At 34.8% G+C, this 13,785-nt stretch carries 10 protein-coding genes and 1 other annotated feature (1 of these 11 running past the window's edge); of the genes, 5 read left to right on the top strand and 5 right to left on the bottom strand.

Annotated elements, in window-relative coordinates; genetic code table 11:
- Positions 1-47 precede the first annotated feature (47 nt).
- The 5 genes from mnmE (at position 48) to LQ679_RS11760 (ending at position 6,523) form a co-directional block, all read left to right on the top strand.
- Positions 48-1,427 carry a tRNA uridine-5-carboxymethylaminomethyl(34) synthesis GTPase MnmE gene (gene mnmE, locus LQ679_RS11780; protein ID WP_239763082.1) on the top strand — a complete coding sequence of 460 codons (1,380 nt, stop codon included), beginning with the start codon at positions 48-50 and terminating at the stop codon, positions 1,425-1,427.
- 15 nt (positions 1,428-1,442) lie between these two features.
- Positions 1,443-3,317: a tRNA uridine-5-carboxymethylaminomethyl(34) synthesis enzyme MnmG gene (gene mnmG, locus LQ679_RS11775; RefSeq protein ID WP_048542892.1), complete on the top strand. Its 1,875-nt coding sequence runs from the start codon at positions 1,443-1,445 to the stop codon at positions 3,315-3,317.
- Position 3,318: 1 nt separating this feature from the next.
- Positions 3,319-4,038 carry a 16S rRNA (guanine(527)-N(7))-methyltransferase RsmG gene (gene rsmG / locus LQ679_RS11770; protein ID WP_126476370.1) on the top strand — a complete coding sequence of 240 codons (720 nt, stop codon included), beginning with the start codon at positions 3,319-3,321 and terminating at the stop codon, positions 4,036-4,038.
- Positions 4,039-4,078: 40 nt separating this feature from the next.
- Positions 4,079-4,918, top strand: a complete 840-nt coding sequence (gene noc / locus LQ679_RS11765) for a nucleoid occlusion protein (RefSeq protein WP_025906213.1) — start codon at positions 4,079-4,081, stop codon at positions 4,916-4,918.
- A 150-nt stretch (positions 4,919-5,068) separates the two neighbouring features.
- Positions 5,069-6,523, top strand: a complete 1,455-nt coding sequence (locus tag LQ679_RS11760) for a carbon starvation CstA family protein (protein WP_126476369.1) — start codon at positions 5,069-5,071, stop codon at positions 6,521-6,523.
- A gap of 109 nt (positions 6,524-6,632) precedes the next feature.
- Here the strand turns inward: LQ679_RS11760 and LQ679_RS11755 are convergent, their stop codons facing one another.
- Genes LQ679_RS11755 through LQ679_RS11735 form a run of 5 tightly spaced genes read right to left on the bottom strand, consistent with a single transcriptional unit; the run spans position 6,633 to position 13,706 of the window.
- On the bottom strand, positions 6,633-7,376 hold the full coding sequence (locus tag LQ679_RS11755; protein WP_025906211.1) for a cyclase family protein: 744 nt from the start codon (positions 7,374-7,376) through the stop codon (positions 6,633-6,635).
- 16 nt (positions 7,377-7,392) lie between these two features.
- Positions 7,393-9,642 carry a 5-methyltetrahydropteroyltriglutamate--homocysteine S-methyltransferase gene (metE, locus tag LQ679_RS11750; protein ID WP_239763091.1) on the bottom strand — a complete coding sequence of 750 codons (2,250 nt, stop codon included), beginning with the start codon at positions 9,640-9,642 and terminating at the stop codon, positions 7,393-7,395.
- Complete coding sequence (locus LQ679_RS11745) at positions 9,636-11,474, bottom strand: bifunctional homocysteine S-methyltransferase/methylenetetrahydrofolate reductase (protein WP_037589457.1); 1,839 nt, start codon at positions 11,472-11,474, stop codon at positions 9,636-9,638. Before LQ679_RS11745 ends, metE begins: the two co-directional genes overlap by 7 nt.
- Entirely contained in the window at positions 11,431-12,603 is a 1,173-nt protein-coding gene (gene metC, locus LQ679_RS11740) for a cystathionine beta-lyase MetC (RefSeq protein ID WP_037589456.1), read from the bottom strand. Before metC ends, LQ679_RS11745 begins: the two co-directional genes overlap by 44 nt.
- The gene (locus tag LQ679_RS11735) at positions 12,600-13,706 is read right to left on the bottom strand and encodes a PLP-dependent transferase (protein ID WP_037589454.1); all 1,107 of its coding nucleotides are present in this window, start codon (positions 13,704-13,706) and stop codon (positions 12,600-12,602) included. Before LQ679_RS11735 ends, metC begins: the two co-directional genes overlap by 4 nt.
- Positions 13,707-13,777: 71 nt before the next feature.
- Positions 13,778-13,785, bottom strand: a binding site (T-box leader); it runs 303 nt beyond the window's last position.

The raw sequence follows: 13,785 nt of genomic DNA, 5'->3' as shown, positions 1-13,785 counted from the left end.
ACCATTTACAATCAATAGAATAGTTATTAATGGTGGAGGAGAATATCATGGATTTAGATACAATTACAAGTATCTCAACGCCTATGGGTGAAGGTGCAATAGCAATCGTACGATTAAGTGGTCCGGATGCCTTAAATATTGCTAATCGTATATATAAAGGTAAGAAAAAAATTACTGAAGTAGCATCACATACAATTAATTATGGTCATATTATTGATCCTGAGACTGATGAAGTCGTAGAAGAAGTTATGGTAGCTGTCATGAAAGCGCCTAAGACTTTTACGAGAGAAGACATCGTTGAAATAAATTGTCATGGTGGTTTAGTAACGGTTAATCGCGTACTTGAGTTAACGTTATCTAACGGTGCTAGAATGGCAGAACCAGGTGAGTTTACGAAACGAGCATTCTTACACGGACGTATTGACTTGTCTCAAGCAGAAGCGGTTATGGATTTCATCCGTTCTAAGACGGAACGCGCATCGAAGGTAGCCTTAGGTCAGATGGAAGGACGTCTAAGCAGCCTTATTAAAGGCTTAAGACAGTCCATATTAGAAATACTCGCTCAAGTAGAAGTGAATATTGATTATCCTGAATACGATGATGTAGAAGAAGCGACGACTAAATTCTTATTAAAAGAATCAAGGCATATTGAAAATGAAATCGATCAATTATTAAGAACTGGCCAGCAAGGTAAAATTATGCGAGAAGGTCTATCAACAGTCATTGTTGGGAAACCGAACGTAGGTAAGAGTTCTATGCTTAACAACTTGATTCAAGATAATAAAGCGATTGTTACTGAAGTAGCCGGTACAACAAGAGATGTATTAGAAGAATACGTCAATGTTCGTGGTGTACCATTAAGGTTAGTGGATACTGCAGGTATTCGTGAAACAGAAGACATCGTAGAAAAAATAGGTGTAGAAAGATCGAGAAAAGCTTTATCAGAAGCAGATTTAATTTTATTTGTCCTTAATTATAATGAAGCATTAACGGAAAATGACTATCAGCTATTTGATGTCATTAAAGATGAAGATGTGATTGTGATTATAAACAAAATGGACTTAGAACAGAAGTTAGATATTGATGAATTAAAAGCAATGATAGGTGACCATCCTTTAGTTCAAACTTCTATGGTTGAACAACAAGGTATCGAAGAACTTGAACAGAAGATTTCAGAGTTATTCTTTGGTGGACAAGTACAAGCACAAGATATGACATATGTCTCAAATTCAAGACATATTGCATTATTAAAAGACGCTAAGACATCTATAAATGATGCAATACAATCTGCTGAAGACGGTGTGCCTATAGATATCGTACAAATAGATTTAATCAAAACTTGGGAATTGCTCGGTGAAGTAATTGGTGAAGAAGCAAGTGATTCACTAATTGACCAACTGTTTAGTCAATTCTGTCTCGGAAAATAAAAAGGAGGAAAAATTTTGACACAAAAATATGACGTTATTGTTGTCGGCGCTGGACATGCAGGTGTAGAAGCTGGTTTAGCTTCTGCAAGACGTGGTGCAAAAACATTAATGCTTACAATTAACCTTGATAGTGTAGCATTTATGCCATGTAATCCATCAGTTGGTGGTCCAGCTAAAGGAATTGTTGTAAGAGAAATCGATGCACTTGGTGGTCAAATGGCTAAGACAATCGATAAGACACACATTCAAATGCGTATGTTAAACACTGGTAAAGGTCCAGCTGTAAGAGCGTTACGTGCACAAGCAGATAAAGTATTGTATCAAGAAGAAATGAAACGTGTGATTGAAGACGAACCAAATCTTGATATTATGCAAGGTATGGTTGAACGTTTAATTATAGAAGATAATAAAGTTAAAGGTGTAGAAATGGTAATCGGCTCAACTTATGAAGCAGATGCTGTTGTATTAACGACAGGTACATTTTTACGTGGTGAAATTATTTTAGGTAACTTGAAATATTCAAGTGGTCCAAACCACCAAATGCCATCGATTAAATTAGCTGAACACTTGAAAGAATTAGGCTTTGATATCGTGAGATTCAAGACTGGTACACCTCCACGTGTTAATGGTAATACAATAGATTACAGCAAAACAGAAATTCAACCAGGTGATGAAGTAGGGCGTGCGTTCAGTTATGAAACGACAGAATACATTTTAGATCAATTACCTTGTTGGTTAACATATACAAATGAACAAACGCATAAAGTAATCGATGACAACTTACATTTATCTGCTATGTACTCAGGTATGATTAAAGGTACAGGTCCAAGATATTGTCCTTCAATTGAAGATAAGTTTGTAAGATTCAATGATAAACCAAGACACCAATTGTTCTTAGAGCCAGAAGGACGTAAGACACAAGAAGTATACGTACAAGGTTTATCAACAAGTTTACCTGAACATGTTCAACGTAAAATGTTAGAAACAATTCCAGGTCTTGAAAAAGCAGACATGATGCGTGCAGGTTACGCAATTGAATATGATGCAATTGTACCAACACAATTATGGCCAACACTTGAAACGAAAGTCGTTACAAACTTATTTACTGCTGGTCAAATCAATGGTACTTCAGGATATGAAGAAGCGGCTGGACAAGGTTTAATGGCAGGTATCAACGCTGCTGGTAAAGTATTAGGTAAAGAAGACGTTATATTACGTCGTTCAGATGCTTATATTGGTGTGTTAATTGATGATTTAGTTACAAAAGGTACAAACGAACCATACCGTTTATTAACTTCTAGAGCGGAACATCGTCTATTATTAAGACATGATAATGCAGACTTAAGACTGACAGATATCGGTTATGAAATTGGTATGATTTCTGAAGAACGTTACGCTAAATTTAATCAAAAACGTGAAGCAATTTCAGCTGAACAAGAAAGATTAAGAGGTATTCGTATTAAACCGAATGCACATACACAAAGTGTTATCGAAAGTCGCGGTGGAACAGCGCTTAAAGATGGCATATTAGCTTTAGATTTATTACGTAGACCAGAAATGGATTACGCAGCTATTATGGAAATCTTACAAGAAACTTCACCAGTAGATGAAGACGTACAAGAACAAGTAGAAATTCAAACGAAATACGAAGGTTATATCCAAAAATCATTAGCACAAGTTGAAAAAATGAAACGTATGGAAGATAAAAAAATTCCTGAAAATATCGATTATGATGCAATCAATAGTTTAGCGACTGAAGCACGTCAAAAACTTAAAGAAGTTAAACCACTTGATATTGCACAAGCTTCTCGTATTTCAGGTGTAAACCCTGCAGATATTTCAATTTTACTTGTGTACATTGAACAAGGTAAAATTCAGAAGGTGAACTAACATGAATGAACAAACTTTTATTGATACGTTAAAAGATTCAGGTATAACATTAACAGATAAACAAATTAAGCAATTCGAAACATACTTTGAGATGTTAGTAGAGTGGAACGAAAAAATTAACTTAACAGCAGTTACTGAAAAAGAAGAAGTGTACTTGAAACACTTCTTTGATTCAGTGACACCAAGCTTTTATATAGATTTTAATGAAATTGAAACGATCTGTGATGTAGGGGCAGGCGCTGGATTTCCGAGCATCCCTTTAAAAATCGTATATCCACACTTGCAAATTACAATAGTGGATTCATTAAATAAAAGAATTAAATTTTTAAATGAATTAGCTGCATCATTAGACTTAGATCAAGTAAACTTTGTACATGATAGAGCAGAAACATTCGGTAAATCACAACAGTATCGTGAAAGCTTTGATCTTGTAACTGCAAGAGCAGTAGCACGATTATCTGTATTAAGTGAATTATGTCTACCTTTAGTGAAAAAGGGCGGTCAATTTGTCGCATTAAAAGGCTCACAAGGTAATGAAGAGTTAGAAGATGCACAATTTGCAATTTCTGTATTAGGTGGAGAAGTAAAAACAGTACATGAATTTACGCTACCTCTTGAAGAAAGTATGAGACAGATCATTACGATAGATAAATTAAGACAAACACCTAAGAAGTATCCAAGAAAGCCAGGAACACCAAACAAAGAACCTTTAACAAAATAATTCCTGGGAAATATGTATGAACGAAAGTAGGTATATTGAGATGAAAAAGCCTTTTTCTAAATTATTTGGACTTAAAGACAAAGAATTAGAACACATAGAAGAAGCACGAGCTGAAGGTAATGTGGCAGTCGTATCAACAGAAAGAATAGTGCCAAACCGTTATCAACCGAGAAAAGTATTCGATGAATCTAAAATTAAAGAACTCGCACAATCTATAAAAGAACATGGATTATTACAACCTATTGTTGTTCGTCCAATTGAAGAAGGTATGTATGAAATCATAGCAGGTGAGCGAAGATTTCGTGCAATGAAATATAACGATTTACCAGAAACTGAAGTTATTATTAAACCATTAAATGACAAAGAAACAGCAGCCGTTGCACTGATTGAAAATATACAAAGAGAAAATTTATCAGCTATAGAAGAAGCGGAAGCCTATAAGAAATTGTTGGATTTAGAAGACATTACACAACATGACTTAGCAGTTAGTATGGGTAAGAGCCAATCATTTATAGCCAATAAATTAAGACTGCTCAAATTATCAGAGCCTATTATTATTTCATTACAAAAAGGTGAAATAACAGAAAGACATGCAAGAGCATTGTTAGGTTTAGATGATGAAGGGCAGCAAGAAGTCTTAACATCCATACAATCTCAGAACTTAAACGTTAAACAAACAGAAGATCGCGTTAAGAAAATACGCGGCTCTGAAAAAGTAAAAGCAAAACAATTTCAATTCGAACAAGACATCACAGAAGCACTTGATACACTCGGACAAAGCATTAAAAATGTTGAAAAAGAGGGCATTAAAATCAAGCGAATTGATGAAGAACATAAAGACTTCTATGAAATTACGATTAAAGTTTATAAGAAGAAATAAAATATAGAGTTTGGGATATTAAACAATATCCTGAACTCTTTTTTATGTTTCTATATAGAATTTCTGTAAATTTCCGAGATATTATTGTTATTTGTAAAAAAGTCATTTATACTTTTCTGTAAACGTTTTCATTTAAAAAGGGGGATTTTAATGATTACATTTTTAGTTTCTATCGTTTTATTAGTTATAGGTTATTTTACATATGGCAAATATATTGAAAAAATGTTTGGTGTTAAGGATGAACGTCCGACGCCTGCTCATGATCAAAGGGATAATATTGATTTTGTTCCGATGTCGACAAATAAGAACTCATTGATTCAATTGTTAAATATTGCAGGGGTTGGGCCGATATTTGGACCGATTATGGGTGCTTTATATGGACCAGTTGCTTTTATTTGGATTGTATTAGGGTCTATATTTGCTGGTGCTGTTCATGATTATTTAACAGGTATGATTTCTATACGTAATAAGGGGGCTCATTTACCTGAATTAGCTGGTAAGTTCTTAGGTAATGTGATGAGACACCTTGTGAACGTCTTTACACTATTACTATTGTTATTGACAGGTACTGTATTTGTTACGAGTCCGGCATTATTATTACATTCTTTAATGGATGGTAGAGTAGCTTTAGGTATTATTATTTTTGTTATTTTCTTATATTATTTCTTATCTACAGTGTTACCTATCGACAAAATTATTGGTAAAGTTTATCCGGTATTTGGATTTATCTTGATGATTTCTGCAATAGGAATCTTTGTACGATTAATTATGACTGGTGCGGAAATACCAGAATTAACATTGAAAAATATGCATCCTGATTCGGCGCCAATTTTTCCTTTATTATTCTTTACGATTACTTGTGGTGCTTTATCTGGTTTCCATGCGACACAATCGCCGATTATTTCTAGAACGACGAATAATGAGAAAAATGGTCGTAAAATATTCTACGGTATGATGATTGCTGAAGGTATTATTGCGATGATTTGGGCTGCGGCTGCTATGAGTTTATTTGGTGGCTATGGTGGTCTACAAGAAGTGTTAGCGAAAGGTGAAGCGGCGCTTGTAGTGAGTGAGGCTTCTACAATGTTATTAGGTTCTGTATTTGGAACATTAGCGATTCTAGGTGTTATTGTATTACCTATAACAAGTGGTGATACTTCATTTAGAAGTGCGAGAATGATTTTAGCTGATTATTTTAATTTCGGTCAGAAGAAAGTAATGAATCGCTTCGCAATTGCGATACCGATGTTTGTTATTAGTTTTATTTTAACGAGAGTAGACTTCACAATACTTTGGAGATACTTCTCTTGGGCAAACCAAACAACAGCTGTTATTGCACTATGGATAGGCGCTATGTATTTATTACTATCTAAAAAGAATTTCTATGTCGCTTTAATACCTGCTTTATTTATGACATGGAATATATTCACATATATATTAAGCCAACCAATAGGATTTGGGATGGATTTATCACTTAGTTATTGGTTATCAGCTGGTTTGACGATTTTATGGTCTATGTATTTCTATTATTTATATCGTAAAAATAGTGAAAATGCGATAGAAATAGATTATCAAATCGGAGGATCACCCGTATCTAAATATTAAACAGTAAAGCACCTTTCGATGGAGATCGAAAGGTGCTTTTTATATATTTAATATAGGGAAGGTAGTCTGCCATACGATACTCGCTCAAAAATATCATATGGCAGTGCTATTATTTAGGGGTAATAGCAAATGCTCGGACAGGGAATCCGGGTGCATTTTTAGGTTTAGGGCTAATGGCTAATATAACTGAACCACGTGTTGGTAGTTCATCTAATCCGGTTAACAGTTCTATTTGAAAAGTATCTAAACCAAGTACGTATCGTTCACCGACAATGTCATTGTTTTTACGGATGTCTACTGAAGCATCAGTATCAAATGTTTCATGTCCGATTGACTTGATCTTTCTCTCTTCAAACAAGTATTTAAGTGCGTCTAATGACCATCCTGGGAGATGTTCATGACCATCTTTGTCTTTATTCTCAAATTGCTCTTTATCTGGCCATTTCTTTGACCAGTCACTTCTAAATGCGACAAACGTTCCACTTTCAATTGGTCCATTTTCAGATTCCCATTGAAGGATGTGTTCTTTAGTTAGTCTGAAATCTGAATCTTGGGCTACTTCTTTTGAAAAATCTAACACGATTAAAGGTAAGACTGTTTCTTGTAAACCGAGTTCATGTAAATATCGCTTATGCTCTACAAAATGTATAGGTGCATCTATATGCGTTCCATATTGTGTAGGAAATTGCCATGATTGGGCAAAGAAACCGTCGTCTTTAACTTTATACAATGTTTTTGTTTCTGCATTTTCAAAAGCTGAAAAGTGTGGAGATTCTGAATCAAATGTATGCGTTAAATCTACCCATTTATATTCTTTCAGTTGATTTAGCGTGTTCCATAATGGATATGACATAACATCACCTCATTTATTAGTTAGGTTGTTTAACTGTATTGTCTTGACGTAATTTTTCTACTGAATTGACTAATACTGTTAAAGCTTGTTTTACTTCTTCTTCTTGTCTTGTCTTCAATCCGCAGTCAGGGTTTACCCAGAATAGAGAACGGTCAATTTCTTGAAGTGCTCTATTGATTGCAACTGTAATCTCTTCTTCTGTAGGTATACGAGGGCTATGAATATCATATACACCTAAACCGATACCTAAGTCATATGTGATATCTTCGAAGTCTTTGATTAAGTCACCATGACTTCTTGAAGTTTCGATTGAGATAACATCAGCATCTAATGATTTGATCGCATGGATGATTTGACCAAATTGTGAGTAGCACATATGTGTATGAATTTGTGTTGAATCTTGTACTGAAGAAGTTGATAATCTGAATGAATGTACAGCTTTATTTAAATAATCTTCATGGTATTCAGAACGTAAAGGTAAGCCTTCGCGCAATGCAGGTTCGTCTACTTGGATGACTTTAATACCCGCTTCTTCAAGTGCTAGAACTTCTTCATTAATCGCTAATGCGATTTGATCTTGAACTTCGCTACGTGGGATATCCACACGTTCGAATGACCAGTTTAAGATTGTAACTGGACCTGTAAGCATACCTTTAACAGGTTTGTCAGTTAAACTTTGCGCATATAATGTCTCTTTAACTGTTAATGGTGCTGTCCATTTAACATCTCCGTAAATGATTGGTGGCTTAACGGCACGAGAACCATATGATTGAACCCAACCAAACTTAGTTACTAAGAATCCGTTTAGCTTTTCACCGAAGAATTCAACCATGTCATTACGTTCGAATTCACCGTGTACTAATACGTCTAATCCAATTTCTTCTTGAATTTCAATCCAACGTTTAATTTCATTTTGTACGAATTCTTCGTATTTTTCATCTGAAATACGATTGTTTTTCCAAGCAGCACGGTATTTACGTACTTCTCTTGATTGAGGGAATGAACCAATCGTTGTTGTTGGTAAGTCTGGTAAATTTAATACTTGATCTTGTAAGACTTTTCTTTCTTTAAATGGTGTAGTACGTTCTGATTTAACTGAATCATAGTCATATTCTAATTGTTTGAATGATTGACTTTCAAAGCGTTCATATTGTGCTTTTAATTCGTTATATAAAGTGTCATCATTTTCGTTAAATAATTGTTTTAAAGCATATAGTTCGTCTAATTTTTCAGTCGCAAAGCTTAAGCCTTCACGAACTGAGTCGTCTAATGTTTCTTCTTCTAAAGTAACTGGTACATGTAATAATGAAGAAGATGGTTGAATCACTAATTCATCTGTATAAGATTGTAATGTTTCGATTAAAGCTTTCTTCTCTTCAATATTAGTTGACCAAACATTTCTACCATCAACGATACCAGCGAATAAAGCTTTTTCTTTAGGGAATAAGCCATCTTTGATTTGTTGTAAGTTAAAGCCATTGTCATGTACAAAGTCTAAACCGAATCCATAGACTGGTAATTGACCAACAAAGTTTAAATCAACGCGTTCGAAATATGTTTGTAAGACAAGTTTCGCAGCTGGTGCCGCTTCGTTAAAGAATTCATATGCTTCTTTCGTAATATCTTGAAGATCAGCTGCACCGTCTGTTACGAGAATTGGCTCATCTACTTGGATGTATTCAGCGCCTGCTTCAGTTAATTGCTCGAATACTTCTTTATATAATGGTAAAAGTGTTCTTACTTTTTCGTCGAAACTTTGGTCGCCACCTTTAGATAATGCTACGTATGTAACAGGACCAAGAATAACTGGATGAGATGTTACACCAACTTCTTTAGAGAAATTGAATTTCTCAAGTAACACATTGTTATTTAATTGAGGTGACACGTTGTCCCATTCAGGTACGATGTAGTGGTAGTTTGTGTTGAACCATTTGATTAACGCACTTGCAACATGATCTTTGTTACCACGTGCAATATCGAATAATAAATCATCATCTACAGGACGTCCTTGGAAACGTTCTGGAATGATGTTGAATAGTAATGATGTATCTAACACGTGGTCATATAGTGAGAAGTCACCAGTAGGGATATGATCAACATGATGGTCTTTCTGAATTGTTAAAATTTCTTTGTGTAAATCCTGCAACGTTTGATCTAATTCGGCTTTATCTATTTTTTTAGCCCAGTAACTTTCGATGGCTTTTTTCCATTCTCTTTTCTTACCTAGTCTTGGGAATCCTAAATTTGATGTTTTAATTGTCATAATATTGCCTCCTTGGTTTGTGTTCCAGTTTTTAGTTGTGAATAATTTGCTAATTCAACTGTTAAATCATATTTTAAAAATGGTGTAACTAAGTACAAGCCATTAAAATATTGGTGTACTGCATCAATCAATTGTTTACTCAAATTAATACTGAGTTCTCTTGTAGCATCTCTGTCGTCTTTGACTTTTTCAAAGGCGTTAAGCACCGTATCTGATAGTTTAATACCAGGTACTTCGTTGTGTAAGAAGAGTGCGTTATTGTAATTCGTAATTGGCATAATACCAATGAAAATCGGGGCGTCTATATGTTTAGTTGCTTCATATATTTCTTTAACTCTTTCAGGTTCATAAATCGGTTGTGTAATAAAGTATTCCATGCCAGATTCAATCTTTTTTTCTAATCTTTTGACTGCTGGTTCTAGTCGTCTTACATTTGGATTGAATGCACCTGCAACTGAGAAGTTGGTATTGCTTCTCAATGTATCTCCATCGGCGTTTATACCTTGATTGAACTGTGTAATGATTTCAGCTAATCCACTAGAGTTAACATCGAATACACTTGTTGCGCCTGGGAAATTACCCACTTTAGAAGGGTCCCCCGTAATCGTTAATATGTCATTAATGCCAAGTAACGAAAGTCCCATTAGGTGAGATTGCAAGCCGATTAAGTTTCTATCACGGCAAGCTAAGTGTACGAGTGGTCTAATTTTATACTTTTGTTTAATGATACTAGCTGCGGCAATGTTAGAAATCCTCACGCTTGCTAGGGAATTGTCAGCAAGTGTGACTGCATCTACACCTGCATCTTCTAGGGCTTGTATGCCATCGAAAAATTTATTCGTATCTAAATGTTTAGGTGTATCTAATTCAACAATAACGGTTGGTCTTTGTTGAACGAGCTCTTTAATACTAGGTTCTTCTTTATTTTGCTTTTTGTACTGTTTTGTTTCGATTGGTATAACATTTTTGTGTTTGATAGGCTTTAAATCTTTGACGACATTCTTTATTTTTTTAATATGTTCTGGTGTTGTACCACAACATCCACCTATTAATCTCACGCCTTGATTAACGAGCTCTTTCGCTGCATCTGAAAAGTAATCTGAGTTGTTATTGTATTTCAAGTCGTTGTCTTCTAAATCCAGCAAACTTGCATTTGGATAACATGAAAGGTAAGCATGATCAGGTAAGTCAATATGTTTAAATGTCTTAATCATATGGTATGGACCGTGATGACAATTTAAACCAACGACATCTGCACCGGCTTTCACTAATGTTTCTAATGCATCTGGTATAGGTGTACCATTTCTCAAATAATTTGTATTACTAGCTGTTAGTTGAGCAATAATCGGAATGTCGTATCTTGCTTTTGTATCTTTTAAGACAGCAAGTAATTCTTCTAAATCGTAGTATGTTTCAAATAAAATACCATCTACACCTTCATTAACAAGTGTTTCAATTTGAATCTCTGTATGATATTGAATGGCTTCAATTGATAAGTTACTCTTTTTGATATTACGAAAACCGCCTACCGTACCTAGAATAAACGTATGATCGTTGCTCGCTCTTTTAGCGATTTGTACAGCTTCACGATGAATTTCTTTTACGCGATGTTCTAAATTAAAATCTTGAAGCTTCTCAAAATTTGCACCGTACGTGTTTGTTTGAATAATATCTGCACCAGCTTCAATATAAGAACGGTGAATTTGTTCTATCTTGTTAGGGTGTGTCAAATTATAACTTTCTGGACAAGTATCCAATCCTTCAGAGTAGAGGATGGTTCCAATTGCTCCGTCAGCTACTAAAATTTGGTTCTTTAACGCTTCTTTTAGACTCATATGTAGCCTCCTTTAATGCCCAATCGATATCTGTGATCAATTCTTTGACATCTTCTAAGCCGACTGACAATCTAAATAATCCGTTAGTGATACCACGTTCAGCTCTCACTTCTTCAGGAATAGCTGCGTGACTCATTGTAGCTGGGTGAGAAAGAATCGTTTCTACACCACCTAAGCTTACAGATACAAGAGGGATATTAAGATGGTCAACAAATGCTTGTGCTTTTGATTCATCTTTAAGTCTGAATCCGAGCACGGCACCGCCATTTTTAGCTTGTCTTAAATGTGTGTCATTTGTGATTGGATAATAGACTGTTTCAATTGCTTCATTATCGATTAAATATCTATAAATTTGTTCTGTGTTATAAACAGATTGTTTAAATCTAATTGGTAATGTCTTTAAATGTTTAGCAAGTGTCCAAGAATCATAAACGCTTAATCCTGAACCTGTACCATTTTGAATAAGGTAAATTTCATTTTTAAGTTCTGGGTCATTCACGACTACTGCGCCAGCTATGAGGTCACTGTGACCGCCTAAGAATTTTGTAGCTGAATGAACTACGATGTCAGCACCTAGTTTCAATGGTGATTGTCCTAACGGTGTCATAAATGTATTATCGACAGCTAATAGTGCGTCGTGTTTACGTGCAATTTGGCTAACACCATCAATATCTGTCACTTTAAAGAGTGGGTTAGAAGGTGTTTCAACATAGATTAGTTTCGTATTTTCTTGAACAGCTTCTTTGATATTTTGTAAGTCTGTTTGATCGACAGTTGTAAATTCTATTTCGAATTTCTTAAGAATTTGCTCTGTTAGTCTGAACGTTCCGCCGTAAACATCATCTGGAAGAATCACGTGGTCTCCTGGTTTCAATGTTAAGAAGACAGCTGTTATTGCAGCAATTCCTGAACTAAATGCAAATCCGTAATTACCGCCCTCTAAATCTGCTAACTTTTCTTCAAGTAACTTTCTATTAGGGTTACCACTACGTGCATAGTCAAATTCTTGATTGCCACCTAAAGTTTCTTGATGATAAGTGGATGAATAATATAATGGTTGATTGCTTGATAAGTGCTCGTTACCTCTAGTGGAATCCAATATTAAAGACGTTTCTTTTGAATAGCTCATATTGACACTCCTTCTTTTCTTGAATTTTTTAAGGCTTGTAGTATGTCTTCGTAAATATCTTCATAATCTTCTATTCCAATAGATAAACGGAGTAAATATTCATCTATACCGCGTTTATCTTTTTCTTCATCTGCCATATCTACATGTGTTTGTGTATAAGGGAATGTGATAAATGTTTCAGTACCGCCAAGACTTTCTGCAAATATACATAATTTAATATTTTGTAAGAAGCTATCAACGCTATATGCATTGTTTAAACGAATACTTAACATTCCGGTTTGACCTGAGTAAAGAACTTCATCAATGCTTTCAACAGATTGTAGTGATTGTGCTAACTTTTGAGCATTTTCAGTAGAACGGTCAAGTCGTAAATGTAATGTCTTTAAGCCTCTCAGTAATAAATAACTATCGAATGGTGAGAGTGTTGCACCGATCATATTATGAAACTGGCCAAGCACTTCACCTAAGTAATCATCTGATACAGTGACAATGCCAGCTAACACATCATTATGACCACTTATGTACTTTGTAGCAGAATGTAAGACGATGTCAGCACCGTCTTTTAATGGTGTTGATAAGTATGGTGTTAAGAACGTGTTATCTATAATCGTTAATATATTTCTTGCTTGTGCAATTTCATATAAAGGATTTAAGTCCACTGAGAACATTAACGGATTTGAAATAGGTTCAATAAAGAATGCACGTGTATGTTCATTAATCGATGCGTTTACTTCATCAATATTTGAAAAATCAATGTACTTAAATTTGATGTTGTATTGCTTTTCGTAAAATTCAAATAGTCTAAATGTGCCGCCATATAAGTCGAATGACACTAAGATTTCATCATTTGGTTTAAATAAGTTACAAACTAATTGGATGCTAGCCATACCGCTTGAAGTTGCAAATGAGTATTTACCACCTTCAAGTTTGGCAAATGCCTCTTCAAAGTTTGAGCGAGTTGGATTTTTCGTTCTTGTATAATCAAAGCCAGTTGAACAACCTAATTTTTCATGTTGATAGGCTGTTGAAAGATAAATTGGGTTTGTCGTTGCCCCGGTATGGTCTTTAGTTAATGAAATTTGAGCGAGTTGAGTAGATTTCATAATAGCCTTCCTCCCTAATGAATTTAAAAATAAAAAAAGCTTCCGTCCTTTAAACCCGAAATAAATCGGATGTAAAGGA

The sequence above is a fragment of the Mammaliicoccus sp. I-M35 genome, assembly GCF_022386455.1.
GTDB lineage: Bacteria > Bacillota > Bacilli > Staphylococcales > Staphylococcaceae > Mammaliicoccus > Mammaliicoccus sciuri_A.
Note: the sequence above shows the minus strand (reverse complement) of the source record. Positions and strands in the feature narration are given on the sequence as shown.

Bases quoted from the DNA above. Each gene is read 5' to 3' on its own strand.
- noc (WP_025906213.1), top strand. From the start codon at position 4,079: ATGAAAAAGCCTTTTTCTAAATTATTTGGACTTAAAGACAAAGAATTA.
- LQ679_RS11745 (WP_037589457.1), bottom strand. From the start codon at position 11,474: ATGAGTCTAAAAGAAGCGTTAAAGAACCAAATTTTAGTAGCTGACGGA.
- LQ679_RS11755 (WP_025906211.1), bottom strand. From the start codon at position 7,376: ATGTCATATCCATTATGGAACACGCTAAATCAACTGAAAGAATATAAA.
- LQ679_RS11735 (WP_037589454.1), bottom strand. From the start codon at position 13,706: ATGAAATCTACTCAACTCGCTCAAATTTCATTAACTAAAGACCATACC.
- metC (WP_037589456.1), bottom strand. From the start codon at position 12,603: ATGAGCTATTCAAAAGAAACGTCTTTAATATTGGATTCCACTAGAGGT.
- rsmG (WP_126476370.1), top strand. From the start codon at position 3,319: ATGAATGAACAAACTTTTATTGATACGTTAAAAGATTCAGGTATAACA.
- mnmE (WP_239763082.1), top strand. From the start codon at position 48: ATGGATTTAGATACAATTACAAGTATCTCAACGCCTATGGGTGAAGGT.
- LQ679_RS11760 (WP_126476369.1), top strand. From the start codon at position 5,069: ATGATTACATTTTTAGTTTCTATCGTTTTATTAGTTATAGGTTATTTT.